A 14433-nucleotide genomic window follows, 5' to 3' on the forward strand; every position below is an offset into this window, starting at 1 on the left:
CGCACCTGTAGAGCCGAGCCATGCTCGGCTGCGGAAAAACACCCACGGTAGCGCCGGGCCATGCCCGGCGTCTCACCCAGGAATTCAAGGAAACACCCATGGCCGACAAGCCCAAGCAGATGCTGCTCGATCCCGGTTTTGAACTGACCCTGCGCCCGATGCGCTACCCGCAGTTCTATGACATGTACCGGAATGCGATCAAGAACACCTGGACGGTGGAAGAGATCAACTTCCAGATCGACATCACCGACCTGCACAGCAAGATGTCGCCGGGTGAGCGCCACCTGATCCACCGCCTGGTCGCGTTCTTCGCCACCGGCGACTCGATCGTGTCCAACAACCTGGTGCTGAACCTGTACCAGCATCTGAATGCGCCGGAAGCGCGCATGTACCTGTCGCGCCAGCTGTATGAAGAAGCGCTGCACGTGCAGTTCTACCTGACCCTGCTCGACAACTACCTGCCGGACCCGGAAGAGCGCGCCAAGGCGTTCTCGGCGGTGGAGAACATCGACTCGATCAAGAAGAAGGCCGATTTCTGCTTCAAGTGGATCGACTCGATCCAGGACCTGAAGCGCATCGAGACCCGTGCCGAGCGTCGCCAGTTCCTGCTCAACCAGATCTGCTTCGCCGCCTGCATCGAAGGCCTGTTCTTCTTCGCCGCGTTCGCCTACGTGTACTACTTCCGTTCGCGCGGCCTGCTGCCGGGCCTGGCCTCGGGCACCAACTGGGTGTTCCGCGACGAGAGCGCACACATGGAGTTCGCGTTCGAGTCGGTGCGCGTGGTGCGTGAGGAAGAACCGGACCTGTTCGACGAAGAGATGAAGCAGCAGGTCTACGACATGCTTGCCGAAGCCATCGAATGCGAAGTGCAGTTCGCCGAGGACGTGTTGTCCGGCGGCGTGGCGGGCATCTCCACCCGCGACATGCGCCAGTATCTGCAGCACTGCGCCGACCAGCATTTCGCCAAGCTGGGCATGGAAAAGAAGTACAACGTGCGCAACCCGCTGCCGTTCATGGAACTGCAGGACGTGCAGGAGCTGACCAACTTCTTCGAACGCCGCGTCTCGGCCTACCAGGTCGGCGTGCAGGGCGAAGTCGCCTTCGACATGAACTTCTGATCGAACCGGTCAGGCCTGTCGTAACGAAGAACCCCGGCCAGTGCCGGGGTTTTTTTTGTTGCGCATCAGCAGGATGGGCTATTCTCGCTGGACTCCAGCGGCGGCGGTGCGTCGTATCCATGCCGGGCCTGGAGAGGAAGAGGGGATGCCACTGCAGGAATGACGCGCGGACAATCCCTGCGCCGCGTTCCCGTATGCGTGTCCCTGCCATGGTGGTGGAATTGAATGGACCCTGGAGGTCGCAATGGAGACTGCAGTGCCTGGAACAGCCACCCGCAAGACCGTGCTTCGTGGATGGATGGGAGGACTGTTCGCCGTCCTGGTCGCCTGTCCGTCCCTCGCCCATGGCACGAACTGCGATTCCAAGGTGGCCAACGTTTCCATCGATGCCAGCGGCAAGGTGTTCGTGGCAACCACCGTCTCGCCCATCCACGCGGTCTGCAACATCGTCAGCAAAGGCGACTTCAGCATGCCGCCGGAGGTCTGCAAGGCAACCTACGCCATGCTGATGAGCGCGAAGGTCTCCGCCGTTCCCATCCGCCTGTACTACACCAGCGTGCCGCAATGTGGCGACATCAAGGCCTGGTCGGCACAACCGAGCTTCTACCACGCCGAACTGTTCTGATCACGGGGCCGGGCGCATCACCTGGAGGGCACGCCGCGATCAGCGCCGCCCTTCCACCGCCATGCGTACCGCCAGCCCGGCCAGCACCGTGCCCATCAGCCAGCGCTGCACCATCTGCCAGGTCGGGCGTGCAGCCAGGAAGCCGGCGATGCTGCCCGCAGTCAGCGCGATCATGCCGTTCACGCTGACGCTGACCAGAATCTGGGTGGAGCCCAGCACGATCGACTGCATCAGCACACTGCCTTCGCCGTCGGGATGCAGGAACTGCGGCAGCAGCGACAGGTACATCACGGCCACCTTCGGGTTCAGCAGATTGGTCAGAAAGCCCATCGTGAACAGCTTGCGCGGGCTGTCCTGCGGCAGGTCGCGCACCGCGAACGGCGAACGGCCCCCCGGCTTGAGCGCCTGCCAGGCCAGGTACAGCAGGTACAGCGCGCCGCCGATGCGCAGCGCGTCGTAGGCGAACGGTACCGTCATCAGCAGGGCGGTAATGCCCAGCGCCGCGCACAGCATGTAGAACACGAAGCCCAGCGCCACCCCGCCCAGCGAGATCAGTCCCGCCATCGGTCCCTGGCAGATCGAGCGCGAGATGACGTAGATCATGTTCGGCCCGGGCGTGATCACCATGGCCAGCGAGACCAGTGCAAAGGCCAGAAGGTCGGAAGTGGCGGGCATGGGCGGTCCTGGCGGTGGGCGTGGCGCAGTGTAGCGCCTGCCACGGGCGCGGCCTGCGCAGGCACCGCTGCCAAGTGGCCATTGCACATGCGTTCCGATGGCCGTCACGCCGGTCGCATAAAATTACCGGACCCCACACACCGAAGCACCCCCATGACCCCGATCCCCGAGACCGTGCCACCCACCGAAGTGCGCATGGCCGAAATCGTCTTCCCCAACCACACCAACCACCTCGGGACCTTGTTCGGTGGCCAGGCGCTGGCGTGGATGGACAAGGCCGCCTTCCTGGCCGCCGCGCGCTACTCGCGCCGCACCGTAGTGACCGCGCGCAGCGACCAGGTCGACTTCAAGCTGCCGATCCGCATCGGCCAGATGGTGGAAACCATCGGCCGCATCGTCGAAGTCGGCCGCAGTTCGATGAAGGTGGAGGTGGAACTGGTCGCCGAAGACCTGCACAGCGGCGAGCGCAAGCTGTGTACCCGCGGCCACTTCGTGATGATCGCGCTGGACGAGGAAGGCCATCCGATCGCGGTGCCGCCGCTGCCGGTGGCCTGACCCGGCCGACCGGACCGGCGCTTGCGGGGGCGCGCACGCGCCCCCATCTGGCACCCATGACCCCGCCGCTGACCGACTTCATCGACCGCGCCCAGCGCCTGTTCGTGCTGACCGGCGCCGGTTGCAGCACCGCCTCGGGCATTCCCGATTACCGCGATACCGACGGCCAGTGGAAACGTACGCCGCCGGTGACCTACCAGGCGTTCATGGGCGAGGCGGCCACCCGCCAGCGCTACTGGGCGCGCAGCCTGCTGGGCTGGCCGCGCTTCGGCCTGGCACGGCCCAATGGTACCCACCAGGCCCTGGCCGCACTGGAGGACAGCGGCAAGCTGCAGGTGCTGCTGACCCAGAACGTGGACGGCCTGCACCAGCGGGCCGGCAGCCGCAACGTGATCGACCTGCATGGCCGCCTGGACCTGGTGCGCTGCATGGGCTGCGAGCGCCGCAGCGGCCGCGAGGACTTCCAGCAGCGTCTGCTGGACGCCAACCCCGGCTGGGACGTGCTGGAGGCCGGCATCGCCCCCGACGGCGATGCCGATCTGGAGACCGATTTCTCCAGCTTCGTGGTGCCCGATTGCCCGTACTGCGGCGGCCTGCTGAAGCCAGATGTGGTGTTCTTCGGCGAAAACGTGCCGCGCGAGCGCGTGGAGGCGGTGCATGAGCACCTGCGGCAGGCCGACGCCGTGCTGGTGGTGGGCTCGTCGCTGATGGTCTATTCCGGCTTCCGCTTCGTGCAGGCGGCGGCCAGGGCAGGGTTGCCGGTGGCGGCGCTGAACCGAGGCCGCACCCGCGCCGATGACCTGCTGCAGTTCAAGGATGAGCGCGACTGCGCCGAGGCGCTGGCAGGGCTCGTTACCGGGTAGCGCCGGGCCATGCCCGGCGGAAACGGGGTGCCGCGCCGCACGTTCGCCGGGCATGGCCCGGCGCTACCCATCATGCGCCCCTGCGAAACAGCGATCCATCCAGGCGGTTGATTCGCAGGCCGTGCGGCGGTGCAATACGCACCCCCTTCGTCGTCCATCACCGTCTTGAGCCAGCTGTTTTCGCCGATCTCGTTCGGCCCCCTGACCCTGTCCAACCGCATCGTCATCGCGCCGATGTGCCAGTACTCCGCCGAAGACGGCCGTGCCAGCGACTGGCATGCCATGCACCTGGGCAACCTGGCCCAGTCCGGCGCCGGCCTGCTGATCCTGGAAGCCACCGCGGTCGAGCCGCGTGGCCGCATCAGCTGGGCCGACCTGGGCCTGTGGGATGACGGCACCGAAGCGGCACTGGCGCAGGTACTGACCAGCGTCCGCCGCTGGTCACCGATGCCGCTGGGCATCCAGCTCGGCCACGCCGGTCGCAAGGCATCGGTGAAGCGCCCGTGGGACGGCGGCGGCCAGCTGCCGGCCGATGATGCGCGTGGCTGGGCCACCGTGGCGCCGTCGCCGCTGCCGTTCCACGCCGCCGATCCGGCGCCGCAGGAGCTGGATGAGGCCGGCATTGCCGAAGTCGTCGCTGCCTTCGCCGCCAGCGCGGTGCGTGCCGAGCGCCTGGGCTTCGAGCTGATCGAGCTGCATGGCGCGCACGGTTACCTGCTGCACCAGTTCCTGTCGCCGCTGAGCAACCGCCGCACCGACGGCTACGGTGGCTCGCTGCCGAACCGCCTGCGCCTGCTGGTGGAAGTGTTCGACGCGGTGCGTGCGGCGGTGTCCGACAAGGTCGCCGTAGGCGTGCGCATTTCCGCCAGCGACTGGGTCGATGGCGGCTGGGATCTGGTGCAGAGCGAGGCATTGGCCCAAGTGCTGGATGCGCGTGGCTGCAACTTCCTGCATGTCTCCAGCGGCGGCCTCGACGAGCGCCAGAAGATCAGCGTCGGCCCGGGCTATCAGGTGCCGTTCGCAGCGGCGATCAAGGCCAAGGTGCGCATGCCGGTTATCGCCGTGGGCATGATCACGGAACCGGAGCAGGCCGAATCGATCCTGCGCCATCGCCACGCCGATGCGGTAGCGCTGGCACGCGGCATCCTCTACGACCCGCGCTGGCCGTGGCACGCCGCTGCTGCATTGCGCGACAGCGTGGAACCGGCGCCGCAGTACCTGCGCTGCGAGCCGCGCGATGCGCGCGGCGTGTTCAAGGCGCGCTGAAGCTCACACCCGCCAAGCCGGCGCCATGCCGGCCTGCAGGTGCTCGAACAGCGCGCGGATCTTGGCGGTGAAGTCGCGGCGGTCGCTGACGCAGAAATAGACCTCCATCGGCTCCGGACGCCACGCAGTATCGGCGCCGAACACCGCCTGCAGGCGGCCATCGCGCAGGTAGGGTTCGGCCACGAATGCGGCCAGCCGGGTGATGCCGGCACCGGCCGCCGCCAGCGTCGCCAGCGCATCGATGTCATCGCAGACCATGCTCGGTGGCAGCGCGGCGTCCACGCGCTGGCCGTCCTTCAGCAGCGTCCAGCGCAATGGTCGGCCATCGGTGGGAAAGCGGTGCAGCAGACCACGATGGCTGCCCAGGTCGGAGGGCTGCTGCGGGGTGCCGTGCGCCTTCAGGTAGGCCGGCGAGGCGCAGAACACGAACGGTACGCGCGCCAGTTGCCGCGCGACCACGCCATCTTCCAGCTGCGCACCGATGCGGATGCTGGCATCCACCGCTTCCGGCCCATGCTGCACGGCGCGGTCGGTCAGGCGCAGCTCCAGCTGCAGTTGTGGATAGCGCTGCTGCAGTGAAGGCAGCAACGGTGCCAGCACATGGCGACCGAACGCGCTGCTGCTGGCGATGCGCAGCGGCCCGGCCGGCTCGATGTCGCCGGCGGTGACCATGGCCTGCGCGCGTGCCAGGTCGGCTTCGATGTGGCGCACCTGGGCCAGGTACAGCGCACCGGCCTCGCTGAGGGCCAGCTGGCGCGTGCTTCGGTTCAGCAACCGTACGCCCAGATGTGCCTCCAGCCGGTTGATGTTCTGGCCGACTGCGGTGGCGCTGATGCCAAGGATGCGGGCCGCGGCGGCAATGCTGCCGGTCTCTGCGGTGCGGGTGAAGCTGCGGATCAGTTGCAACAGGTTCATGACCGACCAGCTTGCCATGGGGATGCCCAAGTATCGCTTGGGACTGAACCAAGCCGTTCGGTTGCATCGGTGACCATCGATCCGCCGGGCAGGGCGCTGCCCTACACTCGGGCAATGCGCCCCGATTCCATTCTTACCCTGTCCTGTCCCGACCGTACCGGCATCGTCTACCGCGTGTCCGGCCTGCTGTTCGACCACGGCTGCAACATCCTCGACGCCCAGCAGTTCGGTGATGAGGAAAGTGGCCGCTTCTTCCTGCGCGTGCACTTCGACCGCGACGCCAGCCTGCCGCTGGAGACCGTGCACACGAGCATGGCCGCGCTCGCCGAAGGCTTCGGCATGGACTGGCAGCTGCACGATGGCCGACGCCGCGCGCGCCTGCTGGTGCTGGTCAGCAAGCAGGGCCACTGCCTCAACGATCTGCTGTTCCGCGCCCACAGTGGCCAGCTGAAGGTGGACATCGCCGCGGTGGCCTCCAACCACGCCGACTTCGCGCCGCTGGCCGCGTCCTACCAGGTGCCGTTCCACCACCTGCCGGTGAACGCGGAAACACGCGCGGTACAGGAGCAGCAGATCATCGACCTGGTCGAGCGCGAGCGCATCGACCTGGTGGTGCTGGCGCGCTACATGCAGATCCTGTCGCCCACGCTGTGCCGCGCGCTGGCCGGCCGTGCGATCAACATCCACCACAGCTTCCTGCCCAGCTTCAAGGGCGCGCAGCCGTATCATCAGGCGCACGCACGCGGGGTCAAGATCATCGGTGCCACCGCGCACTACGTCACCGAGGATCTGGACGAAGGCCCGATCATCGAACAGGACGTGGCCCGCGTGGACCACGCGATGGCACCGCGCGAACTGGTGCGGCTGGGCAGCGATACCGAATCGCTGGTGCTGGCGCGCGCCGTGCGCCGGCATGTGGAGCACCGCATCCTGCTCAACGGGCACCGCACCGTCGTGTTCCGGTAGTGCCGGCCGCTGGCCGGCAACGGTAGCCATCCCGGGGTTGCCGGCCAGCGGCCGGCACTACCGTTTCGGGTCGGATTATCGGTAGCGCCGGGCCATGCCCGGCGGTCGCCCGTCAGGCGATCGCAATCCCCGCCTTGCCCAGCGCCTCGCGCACCATCGCGTCGTTGGCCTCGGTCACCGGTTTGGTCAGCTCCCACAGGAACTTCACCCGGAAGCCGGATTTCACCGCGTCCTGCGCGCTCCACAGCACGCAGTAGTCGCGGGCCAGGCCGCACACGTGCACTTCGCGGATGCGGCGCTCGTGCAGCCAGCCGGCCAGGCCAGTAGCCGGGCGTTCGCCATCGGGGCCGTGGTTCTCGCGGAAGGCGCTGTACGAATCCACCTGTTGGCGCGTGCCCTTGCGCAGGATCAGGTCGGCCACGGTCCAGTCCACGCCCGGATGCAGCGCGGCGCCATCGCTGCCCTGCACGCAATGGTCGGGCCACAGGGTCTGTGGCTGCGCGTGCAGCAGGATGGTCTCGAACGGACGCTTGCCGGGGTGCTGGCTGGCGAATGAGGCGTGATCGGCCGGGTGCCAGTCCTGGGTGGCCACCACCGTGCGGTAGCGGCGCTGCGCCAGCAGTCCAGCAATCGGTGCCACCAGCGCATCGCCCTGGTCGCAGGCCAGCGCGCCACCGGGCATGAAGTCCGGCTGCAGGTCGATCACCAGCAGGGCGACGTCGGCGGGCAGGGCGGTCATGGCAGGTCCACTACAACGTAAAGGGACGACCAGCGTGGCCGCCCCGGCGGCACAGGTCAATCGCCCTGCGGCGTCTCAGCGTCCTGCCCGTAGTACAGCAGGCCGATCTTGATCCGCTCGCGGCCGTTCTCGCGGCGATGGCGGTTGGCATCGCGCAGCGAGTACACGCAGCCGCAGTATTCCTGCTGGTAGAACTGCTCGCGCTTGCTGATCTCGATCATGCGGCTGGCACCACCGCCCTTGCGCCAGTTGTAGTCCCAGTACTGCAGGCCTTCATAGCGTGAGGCGGCGCGGATGCCGCAGTCGTTGATCTGCGCCATGTTCTTCCAGCGCGAGATGCCCAGCGACGAGCTGATGGTGTCGTAGCCGTGTTCATGCGCGTACAGCGCAGTGCGCTCGAAACGCATGTCGAAGCACATCGTGCAGCGGATGCCGCGCTCGGGTTCGTTCTCCATGCCACGCGCACGGCTGAACCAGTTGTCGGTGTCGTAGTCGCAGTCGATGAACGGAATGTCGTGCTGTTCGGCGAAGCGGATGTTCTCCTGCTTGCGCAGCTCGTACTCCTTCACCGGGTGGATGTTGGGGTTGTAGAAGAAGATCGCGTAGTCGATCCCGGAGGCGGTGATCGCCTCCATCACTTCGCCCGAACAGGGCGCGCAGCACGAATGCAGCAGCAGGCGCTTGCCGTCGGCAGGCAGGGTCAGGGTGGGGCGTTGGAGTTCGGTCATCGTCAGGTACCGCATGGACCGCCGGCAACGGCGGTGGCCCATGCATCAGCGCGTGGGTGGAACAGGGCGGGCCGGATACCGTGAAAAGGACGCGCGCGGCCGCGCGGCCTGCAGGCGCAGGACAACGACGGCCCCGGCACCCTCCCCGCGGAGAGTCCAGGTCGAGTCAGGGGACGGTCGTGTCCCCCGGCCGGGGCCGGTATTCGGGCTGATGGACACGGGCCGCAGCCCACCTACTACCTGCCGCTTCCCAGGCATGCGCCCAGTGCTGTTGGCAGGATTCGTTTCCATTCACCGCTGCGGGGCAGCTCCGGAATGGGCGCGCGAGGCGCCTTCACCGGATTCCCGTTTAAATCCCTGCCGCCATCCAGCCACGGCAGGGATACCTTCGGCGTGTGCACGGTGGACCCGTTGGCGGCGATGGTCAAGGTCCGCAGGGTGCAACCGTGCAGGCCCGTGGCGCATCCATGCTGCAGGACCACCTGGAACCCTGCCCATGGACAGCCTTGCCGCAACGCCCCCGCACGCCTGCACCGGACATCCTGCCGCCCCGACCCGTGCCAGGCGGCGCTGCCTGCCCGCATGGGCGCTGGGGCTGCTCTGCCTCTCCGGATGGACCCATGCATTGCCCTCAGCTGGCCGGCATGCGCACTGGCCACCGCGTCCGGTGAAGCCCTCATCGATGTTCCGTTCGAGGTTGTCGACGGGCGCATCTACCTGCAGGTGCAGGTCAACGACGCAGGCACGTTCCGCTTCGCCGTCGATACCGGTGCGAGCGGCATGGCGCGCGCCGATACCCGCCTGGTGCGCGCGCTGCACCTGCCGATGGGTGGCACCGCCTCCCATTCCGATGGCGTGCGCACCGCCGATGCCACCACGGTCCGCTTCGATTCGCTCACCCTGGGTGGTGTGCGTCGCCAGGGCGTGGTGGTGATCACCCGCGACTACAACGCCCGACAGTCCGAGGCCGCCGCCTTCGATGGGATCCTGGCGCGCGATTTCTTCGACGATGGCCTGCTGGCGCTCGACTTCCCACGCAAGCGGCTGCGCTTTCGCCGCGACCATCGATTGCTGCCGGGGCAGCCGGGCACGCTGGCTTACACGCGGGCCTTCCGCATTCCGGTGCAGATCGGCACGGTAACGACCGAAGCACAGTTGGACACCGGCGCGAACGTGGCGCTGGTGCTGCCTGCTGCACTCCATGAGCGCGTGGCCAGCGGCGTGGTTGTCCCGGGCGACCCGCTGACCCTCAGCCACGGCCGGATCCAGAGCGGCCGGGCACGGCTGGACGTGCCGCTGGTGGCCGGTGGCCTGACGCTGCGCAATCTCGACGTTCGCGTCTCTGATCGCTACCCGGAGGCGGTGATCGGCGCGCACGCACTGCAGGACGCGGCGGTGCTGATCGATGCGCGCAGCAAGCGCGTGGCGCTCTGTCCGCAGCAGCGTTGATTTGCCGGCCGGGCCTGGGCGGTGGATCCACGCCGTGCGTGGATGCCTCGGCTTCATGCTGCCGCCATGTACCGCTGCCAGAGGTGGTTGACCAGCTGCGTCTGCGGATCGTACTGGCGTTTGCGTTCAACGAATGCGTTCCACCGCGGATACGCGCGCTGGAACTGCTCGCGTGTGGCATGCGGGCGATACGGCAGGTAATAGCGTCCGCCACACTCCACCGCGGCGTCGATCAATGCGCGGGTCCAGCGTGTGGCCATCGTGTCGCCCCACGGATGCCGACGCTGCTTGTGGTACAGCACGAAGCAGAACACTTCTTCGCTTGCCCATGCCATCAATGCGGTTGCATCGGCCGGCGCATGGCGGATCGATACGTTCAGCGCATCGACGCGGTGGTGCTGCAGGATCGCCGCCATGCGCGTGGTGAAGGCCTGGAAGCTGCGCACCGGGATGAAATACTCCTGCAGCAGATAGGTCGACATCGCGCGGGTGCGGGGCTCCAATGCCGCCACATCCAGGCTTGCCTCCAGGTTTCGATGGATCACCCGCGGTTCGGCCATCTGCTGCTTCACCACCGAGCTCTGGCGCAGCTGTGGCCCGCCGGGCAGCTCGGTGACGGCCCAGATCATGTTCTGTTCGTGGGCATAATCAGCGCCCACCGGTATCAGTCGCCGGGTGTCGGTCAGTGGTGCCGTGCTGCGTCGCCAGGTCACGGTCAGCGGAGCGTCGAAACGGGGTGGCATGAGGTCGGCGTTGTGCATCAACGCATCTCTGCGTGACACCACGTTCTCGCGGAACCAGTGCGGGTAGTCGGCCAGCGCCACCCGTTCCATGTGCCGCGCCATGCGGTCGTTGTCGGCCAGGTCCAGTTCGACTTCGCTGACCACGCCCATCAGGCCGTAGCCACCGATGACCGCAGCGAACAGCTCCGGATGCAGGGTGCGCGAGGTCTCGATCACCTCGCCGGAGCGCAGCACCACCTGCAGCGCACGAATGGTCGAAGCGATACTGCCGCTGCGGACGTAGCGGCCATGGCAGTTCACCGAGACCGAGCCGCCGACGGTGAAGTTGCTGAAGCTCTGCATCACCTTCACCGACAGGTTGTGCGGGTCCAGCCATTCCTGCAGCGTGCGCCAGCGCATGCCGGCCTGCACGCGCACAGCCTTGCGGGCGATGTCCAGCCACAGCAGGCGGTTGCTGGGCGTCAGATCCAGCTGCAGGGCAGCGGTCGCGCTGGTCTGGCCGCCCATGCTGAATCGCCCACCGGCCACGCAGACAGTGCCGAGGTGCTGCTGCAGCGCCGCCTGCAGATCCGCCGTTCCGGCAATGGCCCGCACCCCGGCGACCTCGGTGGGTTCCAGCTGGCTGATGTCGTTGGCGATGCCCGCGCTGCGCCGCGTACAGGCATTGGCGGCAACGGCGGCTCCACAGCCTGCGATGAACGCGCGACGGGTGGTCATGGCAATCCCTGCATGAATGTCCTGGGTGCAGTGTGCCCGGGCTGGGCAGAGGCGGCCAGTGGCGCTTCCGTGGGCGGGTTCTCAGGCTGTGAGAAGGCTTCGCGTCATACTGCATCCGTAGCGTCGGATGGCATCTCGGGCACAGTCAGCGGGGGCAGGGTAGTGGCGGACAAGTACTGCGATCTGGTCATGAAAGGCGGCATCACCAGCGGTATCGTGTACCCCAATGCGGTACTGGCGCTGGCGCGCGAGTATCGCTTCAAGAGCATCGGCGGCACTTCGGCCGGCGCCATCGCCGCCGCCGTGGCGGCTGCGGCGGCCTGCGGTGATCGTCGTCAGCAGGCCGGCGAGCACCTGCCCGGCGATGCAGGCTATGGCGGGTTGTCGGCGGTGTCGGCGCAGCTGTCGCGGCGCGGCTTCATCTACAGCCTGTTCCAGCCCGCACGCGGGGCACGCGCGGCCTATCGCCTGCTGGTGGTGCTGACCGGCAATGCCAGCCTGCCGCACAAACTGCTGTGCCTGGCCGTTGCCGTGTTCGAGATCGCGCCGCTGGAAGTGCTGGTGTCGCTGGCGCTGCTGCTCGGCCTGGGCTGGTGGGGCGGTGGTTGGAGCGGTGTGGCGGCCACGCTGCTGCCGTCGCTGCTGTGTGCGTACGGTGCAGGTGTGGCCGGTGCCGCGCTTCGTGTGGCACGCGTGGCGCGACGCAATCTGCTGGGCCTGTGCAGCGGCCTCGGCCGCGATGCACGCACACCGGCACTGACCGAGTGGCTGCACGAATGCCTGCAGCAGTTGTCCGGCAAGCCGCTGGATGCACCGCTCACCTTCGCCGACCTGCACGACGCACCGCGCTATGCCGGCGAACCGGACAGCCCGCATGCGATCAGCCTGCAGATGATCACCACCTGCGTGTCGCACAACGAGCCGCGCACGCTGCCGCTGGGCGGCGCGCAGTTCTGGTTCCTGCGCGAGGAATTCGAGCAGCTGTTCCCGGCCAGCGTGGTGCAGTGGCTGGTGACGCAGGCCGGCCCGCCGCTGGAGGTGGAAGGGCGGCAGTACTACCACCTGCCGCCGGGCCCGAAGCTGCCGGTGCTGGTGGCCACGCGCATGAGCCTGAGCTTCCCGCTGCTGATCAGCGCGGTGCCGCTGCATGAACCCTCACGCCGCGAACGACGCTGCGAGCCGACCGCGCCGGCGGCCGACCCCGAGCACAACGTGGCCGACAGCATGGAAGGGCTGACCAGCGCCGGGCAGGCTTGCGGCCCGGTGATCACCGCCTTCCGCATCTGCTGGTTCTCCGATGGTGGCATCAGCAGCAATTTCCCGATCCATCTGTTCGATGCCGCGTTGCCGCGCTGGCCGACCTTCGCCATCAATCTGGTCTACCCGCAGCACGCCGAAGAGGTGAACCACGGCAGCAGTGGCCGCCAGTCGCTGGAGCACGCGGTGTTCCTGCCCACCGAGAACCGACACGGCTGGCAGCGCACCTACCAGTCGATCGCCACACCGCTGGCGGCCGCCGAGCTGGGCCGCTTCCTGTTCGCGGTGGTGGCGACCATGCAGAACTGGCGCGATCTGCTGCAGGCGCGCGCGCCGGGCTACCGCGACCGCATCGTGCACGTCAGCCTGCAGGGCGACGAAGGCGGCATGAACCTGGACATGCCGCAGGAGGTGCTGACCCACATCGCCGACAAGGGCAGCCTCGCCGGCGCGCGCTTCTGTTCGTTCTCGTTCGAGAACCACTACTGGATCCGCTGGCGCAACCTGGCCTCGGCCTACCAGCGCTACACGCTGGAAGTGGCACGCACCGATGATCCGGCGCAGCAGGTACTGGCCTACCGCGCGGCCTATTCGATGGTTGCCCGCGGGGAACCGGCACCGCCGTCGTACAAGCTGGGCTCGGAAGACAAGCGGCTGGCCTCGCAGCAGCTGTGGGGCTTGATGGTCGAGCAGGGCCGCACCTGGGATGACCTCGGCCCCGACCTCACCGACGGCGCGCCGCGACCGCTGCCGCAGATGAAGGTGACGCCGATCTACTGAGCCGGTCCAATCGGGGGCAATCGGGGTCAGATCCGTTTTCCTGCGGAGAACGGATCTGACCCCTCCCCGGTGCGCCTCAGCGCCACGCCTCCACCACCGCATCGCCCCGCAACGGCGCATACAGCGGCAACGCCAGCTCCTGCTTCACCCAGCCCGGATTGAGCGCACGCAGGCCCGCCAGATACTCGCGTGCCAGCGCAACATCGCCCTGCCGCATCGCCAGCCGCGCCGCGCGCGCCCAGGTCCGGTCCCAGCCGTGTGCCAGCGACAACGACGTTGCCAGCGCCGTGCGCGCACCCGCCACGTCCCCCTTTTCCCAGCGCTGCTCGGCACGGATGATCGCCTCGTTGGACAAGCGCATGTCGTACAGCTCGCGCAGCCGCGCCACTGCATGCGGGTCGGCGTCCACGCGCAGATCGGTGTCCTGCCAGTCGCCGCCAGGTGTACGTACCAGCAGCGCCGCCGACCATTGACCGCTGCGCTGGCCGCCTTCGGCCTGGCCCGCTTCCAGTGCCGCCAGCAGGCGCGCAGCCAATTCCCCGTGTGATGCGCCGAAGGCGCGTTGCATTGCGGCCAGCACCTCGGGCCCGGCCAGGCCATTGCCCTGCACACTCAGCATGCCCTCGCCCTGCGCACCGGCCCAATCCGCCTGCTGCGCGGTAGCACCGGTGTACTGCGCATTGCCGCCGCGCGCGCTGACCAGCCCCACCTGTCGCTCGGCGAGCGTGGTGCCATCAAAATCGCCATCTTCGTCCAGCAGCTGCTTCAACACCTGCGCAGGCGTGCGTCCTTTGGCCAGCAGTTCAAGGCCTTTGGAGCCGTAGGTCGGGTTGGTCTCGAACTGGCTGGCGACAGCGCCCACCTTCGCCTGCGCCCACGGCACCCCGACACCGCCGACGCCGAGATTGTGCGTGGCCACCGCCACACCACAGTCGCCAGCCTCGTTGCAGGCGGCAATGGAGAACGTCGCCCACGCCGGTGCGGCGATGGCAGCAAGCAGCAGGGCCAGGCAAGAGCGCAGCAGGAACATGGGTGTC

At 67.8% G+C, this 14433-nt stretch carries 14 protein-coding genes and 1 riboswitch; of the genes, 8 read left to right on the top strand and 6 right to left on the bottom strand.

Annotation, left to right across the window (positions count from 1 at the left end; genetic code table 11):
• Nucleotides 1-98 precede the first annotated feature (98 nt).
• Together AC5P88_RS10870 and AC5P88_RS10875 are read left to right on the top strand one after the other, a co-directional pair.
• A complete protein-coding gene (locus AC5P88_RS10870) occupies nucleotides 99-1118 on the top strand; it encodes a ribonucleotide-diphosphate reductase subunit beta (RefSeq protein WP_106548780.1) in 1020 nt (339 codons plus the stop codon).
• Between the two features lie 256 nt (nucleotides 1119-1374).
• Complete coding sequence (locus AC5P88_RS10875; RefSeq protein WP_239503939.1) at nucleotides 1375-1743, top strand: hypothetical protein; 369 nt, start codon at nucleotides 1375-1377, stop codon at nucleotides 1741-1743.
• Nucleotides 1744-1782: 39 nt separating this feature from the next.
• Here the strand turns inward: AC5P88_RS10875 and AC5P88_RS10880 are convergent, their stop codons facing one another.
• Nucleotides 1783-2418, bottom strand: a complete 636-nt coding sequence (locus tag AC5P88_RS10880) for a LysE family translocator (RefSeq protein WP_054170721.1) — start codon at nucleotides 2416-2418, stop codon at nucleotides 1783-1785.
• Between the two features lie 153 nt (nucleotides 2419-2571).
• Here AC5P88_RS10880 and AC5P88_RS10885 point away from each other — a divergent pair, with 153 nt between their 5' ends.
• The 3 genes from AC5P88_RS10885 to AC5P88_RS10895 all read left to right on the top strand — a co-directional run bounded on the left by AC5P88_RS10885 (nucleotide 2572) and on the right by AC5P88_RS10895 (nucleotide 5102).
• The gene (locus tag AC5P88_RS10885) at nucleotides 2572-2973 is read left to right on the top strand and encodes an acyl-CoA thioesterase (RefSeq protein WP_049435481.1); all 402 of its coding nucleotides are present in this window, start codon (nucleotides 2572-2574) and stop codon (nucleotides 2971-2973) included.
• Nucleotides 2974-3029: 56 nt separating this feature from the next.
• On the top strand, nucleotides 3030-3836 hold the full coding sequence (locus AC5P88_RS10890; protein ID WP_495225022.1) for an NAD-dependent protein deacetylase: 807 nt from the start codon (nucleotides 3030-3032) through the stop codon (nucleotides 3834-3836).
• Nucleotides 3837-4001: 165 nt separating this feature from the next.
• On the top strand, nucleotides 4002-5102 hold the full coding sequence (locus tag AC5P88_RS10895; RefSeq protein ID WP_495225023.1) for an NADH:flavin oxidoreductase/NADH oxidase: 1101 nt from the start codon (nucleotides 4002-4004) through the stop codon (nucleotides 5100-5102).
• A 3-nt stretch (nucleotides 5103-5105) separates the two neighbouring features.
• On the opposite strand, the gene AC5P88_RS10900 is transcribed toward AC5P88_RS10895, so the two are convergent.
• Entirely contained in the window at nucleotides 5106-6017 is a 912-nt protein-coding gene (locus tag AC5P88_RS10900) for a LysR family transcriptional regulator (protein ID WP_495225024.1), read from the bottom strand.
• A 114-nt stretch (nucleotides 6018-6131) separates the two neighbouring features.
• On the opposite strand from AC5P88_RS10900, the gene purU reads away from it, so the two are divergent.
• Entirely contained in the window at nucleotides 6132-6983 is an 852-nt protein-coding gene (purU, locus tag AC5P88_RS10905) for a formyltetrahydrofolate deformylase (protein WP_111112505.1), read from the top strand.
• Nucleotides 6984-7095: 112 nt separating this feature from the next.
• On the opposite strand, the gene pncA is transcribed toward purU, so the two are convergent.
• Nucleotides 7096-7722: a bifunctional nicotinamidase/pyrazinamidase gene (gene pncA / locus AC5P88_RS10910; RefSeq protein WP_106548786.1), complete on the bottom strand. Its 627-nt coding sequence runs from the start codon at nucleotides 7720-7722 to the stop codon at nucleotides 7096-7098.
• Nucleotides 7723-7778: 56 nt separating this feature from the next.
• A complete protein-coding gene (locus AC5P88_RS10915; protein ID WP_080357239.1) occupies nucleotides 7779-8465 on the bottom strand; it encodes an epoxyqueuosine reductase QueH in 687 nt (228 codons plus the stop codon).
• 162 nt (nucleotides 8466-8627) lie between these two features.
• A riboswitch (cobalamin riboswitch) is annotated at nucleotides 8628-8841 on the bottom strand.
• A 221-nt stretch (nucleotides 8842-9062) separates the two neighbouring features.
• Here AC5P88_RS10915 and AC5P88_RS10920 point away from each other — a divergent pair.
• The gene (locus tag AC5P88_RS10920; protein WP_495225025.1) at nucleotides 9063-9899 is read left to right on the top strand and encodes an aspartyl protease family protein; all 837 of its coding nucleotides are present in this window, start codon (nucleotides 9063-9065) and stop codon (nucleotides 9897-9899) included.
• A 53-nt stretch (nucleotides 9900-9952) separates the two neighbouring features.
• Here the strand turns inward: AC5P88_RS10920 and AC5P88_RS10925 are convergent, their stop codons facing one another.
• A complete protein-coding gene (locus tag AC5P88_RS10925; protein WP_495225026.1) occupies nucleotides 9953-11359 on the bottom strand; it encodes an FAD-binding oxidoreductase in 1407 nt (468 codons plus the stop codon).
• Between the two features lie 189 nt (nucleotides 11360-11548).
• Between AC5P88_RS10925 and AC5P88_RS10930 the strand changes: the two genes are divergently transcribed.
• On the top strand, nucleotides 11549-13396 hold the full coding sequence (locus AC5P88_RS10930) for an RpoH suppressor (RefSeq protein ID WP_495225027.1): 1848 nt from the start codon (nucleotides 11549-11551) through the stop codon (nucleotides 13394-13396).
• A gap of 76 nt (nucleotides 13397-13472) precedes the next feature.
• Here AC5P88_RS10930 and AC5P88_RS10935 read toward each other — a convergent pair whose 3' ends face one another.
• Complete coding sequence (locus AC5P88_RS10935) at nucleotides 13473-14426, bottom strand: DUF1028 domain-containing protein (RefSeq protein WP_495225028.1); 954 nt, start codon at nucleotides 14424-14426, stop codon at nucleotides 13473-13475.
• Nucleotides 14427-14433 lie beyond the last annotated feature (7 nt).

This window comes from Stenotrophomonas sp. YJH_SMC_8 (genome assembly GCF_059371315.1).

What these genes read in the sequence shown, in the direction of transcription:
- AC5P88_RS10870 (WP_106548780.1), top strand. Translation starts at nt 99, where the DNA reads ATGGCCGACAAGCCCAAGCAGATGCTGCTCGATCCCGGTTTTGAACTG.
- AC5P88_RS10880 (WP_054170721.1), bottom strand. Translation starts at nt 2,418, where the DNA reads ATGCCCGCCACTTCCGACCTTCTGGCCTTTGCACTGGTCTCGCTGGCC.
- AC5P88_RS10885 (WP_049435481.1), top strand. Translation starts at nt 2,572, where the DNA reads ATGACCCCGATCCCCGAGACCGTGCCACCCACCGAAGTGCGCATGGCC.
- AC5P88_RS10890 (WP_495225022.1), top strand. Translation starts at nt 3,030, where the DNA reads ATGACCCCGCCGCTGACCGACTTCATCGACCGCGCCCAGCGCCTGTTC.
- AC5P88_RS10900 (WP_495225024.1), bottom strand. Translation starts at nt 6,017, where the DNA reads ATGAACCTGTTGCAACTGATCCGCAGCTTCACCCGCACCGCAGAGACC.
- purU (WP_111112505.1), top strand. Translation starts at nt 6,132, where the DNA reads ATGCGCCCCGATTCCATTCTTACCCTGTCCTGTCCCGACCGTACCGGC.
- pncA (WP_106548786.1), bottom strand. Translation starts at nt 7,722, where the DNA reads ATGACCGCCCTGCCCGCCGACGTCGCCCTGCTGGTGATCGACCTGCAG.
- AC5P88_RS10915 (WP_080357239.1), bottom strand. Translation starts at nt 8,465, where the DNA reads ATGCGGTACCTGACGATGACCGAACTCCAACGCCCCACCCTGACCCTG.
- AC5P88_RS10920 (WP_495225025.1), top strand. Translation starts at nt 9,063, where the DNA reads ATGGACCCATGCATTGCCCTCAGCTGGCCGGCATGCGCACTGGCCACC.
- AC5P88_RS10925 (WP_495225026.1), bottom strand. Translation starts at nt 11,359, where the DNA reads ATGACCACCCGTCGCGCGTTCATCGCAGGCTGTGGAGCCGCCGTTGCC.
- AC5P88_RS10930 (WP_495225027.1), top strand. Translation starts at nt 11,549, where the DNA reads ATGAAAGGCGGCATCACCAGCGGTATCGTGTACCCCAATGCGGTACTG.
- AC5P88_RS10935 (WP_495225028.1), bottom strand. Translation starts at nt 14,426, where the DNA reads ATGTTCCTGCTGCGCTCTTGCCTGGCCCTGCTGCTTGCTGCCATCGCC.